Source organism: Pacificibacter sp. (assembly GCF_039769035.1).
GTDB lineage: Bacteria > Pseudomonadota > Alphaproteobacteria > Rhodobacterales > Rhodobacteraceae > Celeribacter.
Window position 1 is genome coordinate 1 of sequence record NZ_JBDMZG010000056.1, and the last position, 8,771, is coordinate 8,771.

Sequence of the window (8,771 nt, forward strand, 5' to 3'; positions counted from 1 at the left end):
TCGGCGGCGTGCCATTTGTGCTGATGGCCGAACTCACGAATGAACCTGACAATGCCTCGGCTGGGTTTTCGCTTGGGCCGCGCTCCATTGTGCGCACCTCGGCGCTTGCGGGGTCAAACTTGCTGACACCCGGCACATTGTTTGAAACGGCTTATCGCCTGAAATTGCCCGAAGGCACGGACCTAGAGGCAGCTAAGATCCAAACCACCGAAGCTTTGCCCGATTCTGCGTTTCGTTGGCGCGATTCCCGTGAGGGCGCGCCGGGCGTGTCGCGCTTTGTTGAACGCCTTGGGTCGTTCTTGGTCCTGGTCGGGCTTGCGGGGCTTGCCGTCGGCGGTGTCGGCGTGTCGGCGGCTGTTGGGGCCTATCTTGACCGCAAAACCACGGTGGTGGCGACGCTCAAAACGCTGGGCGCAGATCGTGCCACGATTTTCATGATCTATGCGCTGCAAATTGGCGTGTTGACCAGTGTATCCATTGTGCTTGGGCTGCTACTGGGCGCGGCTGTGCCCGTGCTTGTGTCGCCGATCATCGAGTCCATGCTGCCCGTTCCCGTTGAGATGGGGATTTATCCGCAGTCGTTGTTTGAAGCGGCCGTATATGGCGCTTTGGCGGCTGCGATATTTGTCACATGGCCTTTGGCGCGTACTGAGAAGATTCGACCTGCTGCGCTGTACCGCGACTCTCAATTGGGTCTTAAAGGCGTGCCGCGTTGGCCGTATTTGTGCGCCATTTTGGCGATGGTCGCAGTGTTGGTGTCCTGCGCCGTTGTCTTCACCGATAGCCAGACTTTGGTCTTGTGGTCCTTTACGGGCCTTGCGGGGGCGTTTGCCTTGTTGGTGCTCAGCGCGGCCCTTGCGCGCACGATAGCCAAATGGCTGTCGAAACGCCGCTTTACCAATGGGCGCCCTGCTTTGCGTTTGGCGCTTGGATCTGTTGGTGGGCCAAGCGGCGAAACGCTGTCTGTGGTGCTGTCATTGGGGCTTGGGCTGACCGTTTTGTCCGCCGTCGGCCAAATCGATACGAATTTGCGCGGCGCGATTGCCACTGAGCTGCCCGAAGTGGCGCCGTCCTATTTTGTCGTCGATATCCAGAAGGACCAGATCGTGGGTCTCACAGAACAGGTGCAGAGCACCGAAGGGGTGCGCAAATTTGAATCCGCGCCGATGTTGCGTGGCATCATCACCAAGATCAACGGCCGCGATGCGCAAGAGGTTGCGGGCAATCACTGGGTGATCCAAGGCGATCGCGGCGTGACCTATTCTGCGACCAAACCTGACAATGCGCGCATCACCGAAGGGGCGTGGTGGCCGGAAGATTATGCCGGTGAACCGCAGATCAGTTTCGCCGATGAAGAAGCCGAAGAGATTGGGCTGAAACTGGGCGATACATTGACGCTGAACGTCTTGGGGCGCGACATCACCAGCCGCATCACATCCTTCCGCGAGGTTGATTTTTCGGGCGCAGGCATGGGGTTTGTGTTGTCGATGAACCCCGCCGCCATCGAAGGCGCGCCCCACAGCTACATTGCCACGATTTACGCCGAGCAAGCCACTGAAGCGCCGCTTATTCGCGCCTTGGCAAAGGCCTATCCGAACATCACCACCATTCGCGTGCGCGACGCCATTGATCGCGTGGTGTCGATCATGACCAGCATTGCGGCTGCGACCACTTTGGGGGCGCTTGCGACCTTGATCACGGGGGCGGTTGTGTTGATCGGTGCTGCGGCAGCGGGCGAAGAAAAACGCCGGTATGAGGCCGCAATTTTGAAAACGCTCGGGGCAACGCGATTGCGTGTCTTGTGGAGCTTTGCGCTGCGCTCGCTTTACATGGGGCTTGCTGCGGGCAGTGTCGCCGTTTTGGCAGGCGGAGTGGCTGGCTGGGCCGTGACGCATTTCGTCATGAAAGCATCGTTTGCATTTGAATGGCGCGCGTCCCTTGTGATTGTTTTGGGGGGCATTGCGCTGACCCTGTGCACATCGCTTTGGTTCTCGTGGCGGGCCATGCAAGCGCGCCCCGCTGGGGTCTTGCGATCACAAGACTGAGTTAAGGCGTGACCGAGTTGAGCACACGGTCGCGCCCGATCGCGATGGCGTTTTGCATGGCGGCTTGTGCGGCCTCGCCATCGCCTTGCGTCACAGCCGTGGCGATCTGACGGTGCAGGTCTACGGTTTTGGCTTGTGCTGCGGGACTGGCGGTTGGGCCTGAGAGTGTAAAGGCATTGGCCAGCGCCGCTTCGATAATGTTGCCGATGGAAAACATGAACGGATTGCCAGAGGCGCGCAGCAGGATTTGGTGAAATTGCAGGTCAGCAAGGGCGAAGGCTTCGTTGTCGGCGGCCTGTTCCATGTCGTCGCACAGCTGCATGAGCTGGCGCGCGTCTTTTGGCAAGATACAGGCGGCGGCAAGTTTGGCAGCAAAGGGTTCCAGTGACAGACGAATGTCGGTCAAATGCGCGAAGAAGTTTTGGTCAAATCCAGCGTCCATGTGCCACGTCAAGACGTCCTTGTCGAAGAAGTTCCAATCGCTTTGATCGGTGACGCGGGTGCCGACACGTGCGCGGGCAACAATAAGGCCTTTTGCACCGAGCGTCTTCATAGCCTCTCTGAGGACAGTGCGTGAGACGTTGAAACGGTTTTCAAGTTCTGCATCCTTGGGCAGGTTTTCCCCTGTCTTATAGGTGCCACTGACAATCGCGCGCCCAAGTTCATTCACGACATGTGCGTGATTGTTTCGGCGTGGGGTGCCGGAGATAGCAGCCTTAAGGATACTCATATTCACTGTTTCCGTTGTAAGTAGTGACGCCCTTACTGCGCGAAAACGTTACAATCTGCAATCTAGATTGGGTTTGCGACGCATGATACGCGCGATAAGGTGGCTATAGTTGCCGCCCAGAGTGTATTCTTCGACGGCGTTCACATCCAAACAATAACAAAAGGTGATCAGGGATGAATATGCGCTCACTGTTAAAGCAGATTGCGGACTTGTCGCGTCACGCGCAAACCCGTCACTTGGTGGCCATCGCCGGTGCGCCGGGCAGTGGGAAATCCACGCTGGCCGATCAATTGGCTGATGCTCTGCGGGCGGCGGGGCAATCTGTCAGTGTGGTGCCGATGGATGGGTTTCATTTGGACAACGCCATTTTGCAGGCGCGCGGCATGTTGCATCGCAAAGGGGCGCCTGAGACCTTTGATGCTGCGGGTTTTGCGCGCATGATTGATGCGCTGACGCAGCGCCAAGATGTGGTGATCCCGACATTTGATCGCGCCCGCGACATCGCCATTGCCGGCGCGCGCATTGTGCCCGCAGATGCTGATGTGATCGTCGTCGAGGGCAATTACCTGTTGTTTGATGATCCTGCGTGGTCACCGCTTGCGGATCTTTGGTCGCTGTCTGTGCGATTGGATGTGCCCTTTGATGTGCTGCGGGCGCGGCTTGTGCAAAGGTGGCTCGACAATGGATATGACGCAGAGGCCGCCGTGCAAAAAGCCGAGGGCAATGACCTAGCCAATGCGCGGCGCATATTGGATCACGCCTTGAACGCAGATGTAGTGCTGACCAGTGAGGACATCGCAGCGCGGCCTTAACAGGCCAAATGGCTGAAGCTGTGCCGTAGTGTGAGGGGGCTGCGCGATGGAATCGCTTGGCGCTTTGGCTGTGCATTTTCTGAGCAGATGAGACCGAACTAGGCGTGCGGCCTTTGGTTTTCGATTAATTATACATCACAGGCCATCCCTGTGATTAATAAATGTGCAAAATCCCCGAAGGCGCGCCGTAATTGCCCAGATCACCCAGCAAAGCGTGTTCAAATATTTTCAGGGCTGCAAAGTGTTTACAGCAAATCGAAGGACAGTGAAAACATCATTGTCATGAGGTTTGTGGGGAATGTGTGATGATGGCCAGACTTGCAGGTCGCCACCACCACACGAATGCAACTGATTAACGCTGCTAGGGGAATGTACGCGTTTCAAGCCAAAAATGGAAGACCTCCATGGCACTCGCATTGCGCGAGGTGAAACTGCTTGCCCACTGCGTCCAAAAAGGATGATCGATCGTGACCACCAAACTTAAAGCCACTTTGGCCTCTGCCCTCATCGCCACAACTGCTATGACAACAGCCGCCATGGCGGAAGACTGCACCACGAAAGTGGGCGTTTTGCACTCTTTGTCTGGTTCAATGGCGATTTCTGAAACCACACTGAAAGACGCTATGTTGATGCTCGTTGACGAGCAAAACGAAAAAGGCGGTCTGTTGGGCTGTAAACTGGAAGCGGTTGTTGTTGACCCTGCATCCGATTGGCCATTGTTCGCTGAAAAAGCACGCGAGCTTTTGACAGTACACGACGTTGACGTGATCTTCGGCAACTGGACATCTGTGTCACGCAAATCTGTTTTGCCTGTGATCGAAGAATTGAACGGCTTGCTGTTCTACCCAGTTCAATACGAAGGCGAAGAGTCCTCTAAGAACGTGTTCTACACAGGTGCGGCTCCGAACCAACAAGCTATCCCAGCGACAGATTACTTCCTCGACGAACTTGGTGTTGAGAAATTCGCATTGCTCGGCACTGACTATGTTTACCCACGCACAACCAACAACATCCTCGAGAGCTACCTCGAAGGTAAAGGCATTGCTGCGGAAGACATCTTTGTAAACTACACACCATTCGGTCACTCTGACTGGTCCAAAATCGTAGCAGACGTTGTGGCACTTGGTGCTGACGGCAAAAAAGTTGGCGTGATTTCCACAATCAACGGCGACGCAAACATCGGCTTCTACAAAGAATTGGCTGCTGCCGGCGTATCCGCTGACGACATCCCTGTTGTTGCCTTCTCTGTGGGTGAAGAAGAGCTTTCCGGCTTGGACACATCTAACCTTGTTGGTCACTTGGCGGCTTGGAACTACTTCCAATCAGCTGAATCCGAGCTTAACGATGAATTCATCGCGGCATGGAAAGCCAAAATGGGCGAAGAGCGCGTGACAAACGACCCAATGGAAGCTCACTTCATCGGCTTCAACATGTGGGTGAACGCGGCAACTGCGGCAGGCACAACTGACGTTGATGCAGTGCGCACAGCGATGTACGGCCAAGAGTACCCGAACTTGACAGGCGGCACAGCGGTGATGGGTGCAAACCACCACCTCGCGAAACCTGTTCTCATCGGCGAAATCCAAGCTGACGGTCAATTCGACATCATCTCACAAACCACAGAAGTTCCAGGCGATGCATGGACTGACTTCTTGCCAGAATCTGCGGTTCTTATGTCCGATTGGAAAGACCTCGGCTGTGGCATGTACAACACCGAAACAGAAACATGTGTTCAGCTGAAATCTAACTACTAAGCCTCAGCTGGCCCATACGACTTCAAAGGGCGGCGCTTTTGCCGCCCTTTTCCTTAGAATAAAAGAAGATCCCCATGGTCCGCTTTCTGACTGCCGCTTTCATCCTGATGGCTGCCTTTGCCGCCCCGTCGATGGCCCAAGATACGATCCAAGAGGTGCTGCAAGAGCACCGCGCCGTGATCGAAAAATCCTCCCGTAAAACCATTGCCCCCGCGATTGACGCCATTGCCAATTCTGGTCTGCCCTCGGCGCAAACCGTTTTGCAAAAATGGCAATCCAAAGAGATGTGGCAGCGCAAAGAAGACGGGCTGTTTTTCTACGCTGAGGAAGTAGATTCCAAAACTTATTCCTTGTTTGATTTCCAAGACGGTGCCGCCCTTGGGGAGGCTGCCAAGTCCGATCTCAAACAGCTCAAACCCAATTCCGGCATTCGCGCGATGATCGGCGCAGCACTTGTGCAGTTCCAATTGAACGACCCTGACCCTGTGCGCAGATCCGAGGCGATTTTGGCCATTCAACGCGACGGCGAGGCCTCGCATTTGGCCCCATTGCGTGCCTCTATCGCGGGCGAGTCTGACCCTGACATCAAAGCGCTCAAAGAAGTGACCGAGCGCCTGTTGACCATTTCATATGATACAGATGACGCAGCCCGCGTTGCGGCGATCCAAGGCTTCAACGGCGCGCTGTCATTGGACGCCCGCGCCGCTTTGAACCCAGTATTGACCACAAAAATTGCGCTCAAAGACGCGCTGCCTGATGACGCAAATATCAAAGACAGGGTCATCGCAGGCTCTGACGCTTTGCCGTTTGAAGACGCGCTCGCAATGATCGTTGATGCTGGTCTCATCCCTGCGCAACCCACTGTAGATGAAAGAAAAGACGCGCTGTTGGCCAACATCACTGATGGCCAAGTTGGCGGTGTTGCTGTGGCTGATTTGGACACGCAAGAGGCCCGCGACCGCGCCTATATGGCGCTTGTGGCTGACGGCAAAGTGCCTGCTTGGGATGCGAATTATTCCATCGAAGAGGCGGTGAAATCCACCGCCTTTGTCGAGGTTTACGCAGAGCCATCCAAGGCTGTGACGGATGCCGCGACCAAAACGATCAAGACCATTGATCGCGCTGTCGGCCTGAACCAAACCATGGACCTTGCCCTTGACGGGTTGTCCTTGGCGTCGATCTATTTTCTGGCCGCGATTGGTCTGGCCATCACCTTCGGCGTGATGGGCGTGATCAACATGGCGCATGGTGAATTCATCATGATGGGCGCCTACACTGGCTATGTGGTGCAGCAGATCATTCCTGATTACACCGTGTCCATCATCGTCGCTATTCCTGCCGCCTTTATGGTGACCTTCGCCGCTGGTGTGGCGATGGAACGCTTGATCATTCGCTGGCTTTACAACCGCCCGCTTGAGACGCTTTTGGCCTCTTTCGGGGTGGCGATTGCCTTGCAACAAATCGCCAAAAACATCTTTGGCACGCAGGCCCGTCCACTGACCTCTCCGGCTTGGCTCGATGGCGCTTTGGTGTTCAACGATGTGCTGGCGATCTCATATATTCGCATCGCGATCTTTGTGCTCGCGGGTGTGTTCCTCGCCGTATTCTTGTTCATCATGAAAAAGACGCGCTTGGGTCTTGAGACCCGCGCCGTGACGCAAAATCCGCGTATGGCGGCAAGCATGGGCATCAATCCAGACCGCGTGAATATGCTGACATTTGGCTTGGGCTCTGGCATCGCGGGCATCGCTGGTGTCGCCATTGGCCTTTACGCCAAAGTGACCTCAGAGATGGGTGCGGATTACATCGTGCAATCGTTTATGACTGTGGTTGTCGGCGGTGTCGGCAATATCTGGGGCACGCTTTTGGGCGCGCTTGGAATCGGTTTCTTGCAAAAAGGCATCGAATGGCTGAATCCGTCCAACACATTGGCGGCGCAGACCTACATGATCGTCTTTATCATTATTTTCATCCAGTTCCGACCCAAGGGCATCATCGCCCTCAAAGGTCGCGCGGCGGGGGATTGATCACATGAAAAACTCATTCTTTATGAAAAATCCGTCAATTTTGGTGTTCCTCGGCCTGCTGGCTCTGTTCACCTTGGGCGTGACCTTGATGTCCGAAGCTTATGGCTCAGGATTGATCTCGACGTCCTTCGTCAAGACCTTAGGCAAAACGCTTTGCTTGGCCTTGGTCGCCATCGCGATGGATTTGGTCTGGGGTTACACAGGCATTCTGTCGCTCGGTCACTTCGCCTTTTTCGGCGTCGGTGGCTATATGATCGGCATGTGGCTGATGTATGCGCGCACCGAAATCATTGTGGTGAATTCCTTGGCCTCATCGCCGATCCCAGCCACGGCGTCCGAGATTTCAGACGCCATCGGCACGCAAATCTTTGGCGTGGTCGGATCGTCCGAGTTCCCTATGATCTGGATGTTCGCGGACAGCTTGGTCTTGCAGCTAATGATGGTCGTCTTGGTGCCCGGTCTTGTCGCCTTGGTCTTTGGCTGGCTGGCGTTTCGGTCTCGTGTCACAGGGGTCTACCTGTCGATCTTGACCCAAGCCATGACTCTCGCGCTGTCTTTGTACCTGTTCCAAAACGACAGCGGCTTGCGCGGCAACAACGGTCTGTCTGGCCTGCAAAACCTGCCCGGGGCGGATGACATTCCGCAAAGCTTGATGTCGATTTGGTTCCTTTGGGCCTCTGCCTTGGCCTTGGCGCTGACATACATTGCGACATCCTTTGTGGTCTCTGGCAAGTTCGGCTCCGTCATTCGTGGTATCCGCGATGACGAGGCGCGGGTGCGTTTCTTGGGCTACTCTGTTGAGGGCTACAAACTGTTCGTTTTCGTGCTGACTGCGATCATGGCTGCCATTGGTGGGGCGCTGTATTACCCGCAAGCGGGCATCATCAACCCCGCCGAAATCGCGCCGATTGCGTCGATCTATCTGGCCGTTTGGGTGGCCATTGGCGGACGCGGGCGCATTTACGGCGCTGTGATCGGCGCTGTTGTGGTCTCGCTTGTGTCCACGTGGTTCACCGGTGGGCAAGCGCCCAACATCAACCTTGGGTTCTACGAGATCAAATGGGTCGATTGGTGGCAAGTTCTGCTGGGTCTGTCCTTTGTTTTTGTGACGCTGTTTGCGCCCAAAGGCATCGGTGGCTTGGTTGATAAATTTACAGGGCGCCTGTCGCCCAACCGCAAAGGCGCGCCGCTTGGACCGGATGCAGGATCTTTGCGCGAAGAGGAGGCTGAGAAATGAGCCAGCTTTTAGAAGTTTCAGGTATTTCCGTTTCTTTTGATGGGTTTAAGGCTATCAACAATCTGTCATTTTCCATCGGTCCGGCCGAGATGCGTGCCATCATCGGACCGAACGGGGCGGGGAAAACCACCTTTATGGACATCGTCACAGGCAAGACAAAACCCGA

7 protein-coding genes are annotated in these 8,771 nt (G+C 55.5%); 6 read left to right on the forward strand and 1 reads right to left on the reverse strand.

The window, feature by feature from the left end; genetic code table 11:
• Window positions 1-2,045, forward strand: a 2,045-nt coding sequence (locus ABF287_RS05430; RefSeq protein WP_347184000.1) for an FtsX-like permease family protein, incomplete at its 5' end; no start/stop codon positions are given.
• 1 nt (window position 2,046) lies between these two features.
• Here the strand turns inward: ABF287_RS05430 and ABF287_RS05435 are convergent.
• On the reverse strand, window positions 2,047-2,775 hold the full coding sequence (locus ABF287_RS05435) for a FadR/GntR family transcriptional regulator (protein ID WP_347184001.1): 729 nt from the start codon (window positions 2,773-2,775) through the stop codon (window positions 2,047-2,049).
• A gap of 179 nt (window positions 2,776-2,954) precedes the next feature.
• On the opposite strand from ABF287_RS05435, the gene ABF287_RS05440 reads away from it, so the two are divergent.
• The 5 genes from ABF287_RS05440 to ABF287_RS05460 form a co-directional block, all read left to right on the forward strand.
• Complete coding sequence (locus ABF287_RS05440) at window positions 2,955-3,587, forward strand: nucleoside triphosphate hydrolase (RefSeq protein WP_347184003.1); 633 nt, start codon at window positions 2,955-2,957, stop codon at window positions 3,585-3,587.
• A gap of 521 nt (window positions 3,588-4,108) precedes the next feature.
• On the forward strand, window positions 4,109-5,341 hold the full coding sequence (urtA, locus tag ABF287_RS05445; RefSeq protein ID WP_347184004.1) for an urea ABC transporter substrate-binding protein: 1,233 nt from the start codon (window positions 4,109-4,111) through the stop codon (window positions 5,339-5,341).
• A gap of 107 nt (window positions 5,342-5,448) precedes the next feature.
• Window positions 5,449-7,368: an urea ABC transporter permease subunit UrtB gene (urtB, locus tag ABF287_RS05450; RefSeq protein ID WP_347184005.1), complete on the forward strand. Its 1,920-nt coding sequence runs from the start codon at window positions 5,449-5,451 to the stop codon at window positions 7,366-7,368.
• A gap of 4 nt (window positions 7,369-7,372) precedes the next feature.
• Complete coding sequence (gene urtC / locus ABF287_RS05455; RefSeq protein ID WP_347184002.1) at window positions 7,373-8,605, forward strand: urea ABC transporter permease subunit UrtC; 1,233 nt, start codon at window positions 7,373-7,375, stop codon at window positions 8,603-8,605.
• Window positions 8,602-8,771, forward strand: a 170-nt coding sequence (locus ABF287_RS05460; RefSeq protein WP_347184006.1) for an ATP-binding cassette domain-containing protein, incomplete at its 3' end; no start/stop codon positions are given. The genes urtC and ABF287_RS05460, both read left to right, overlap by 4 nt.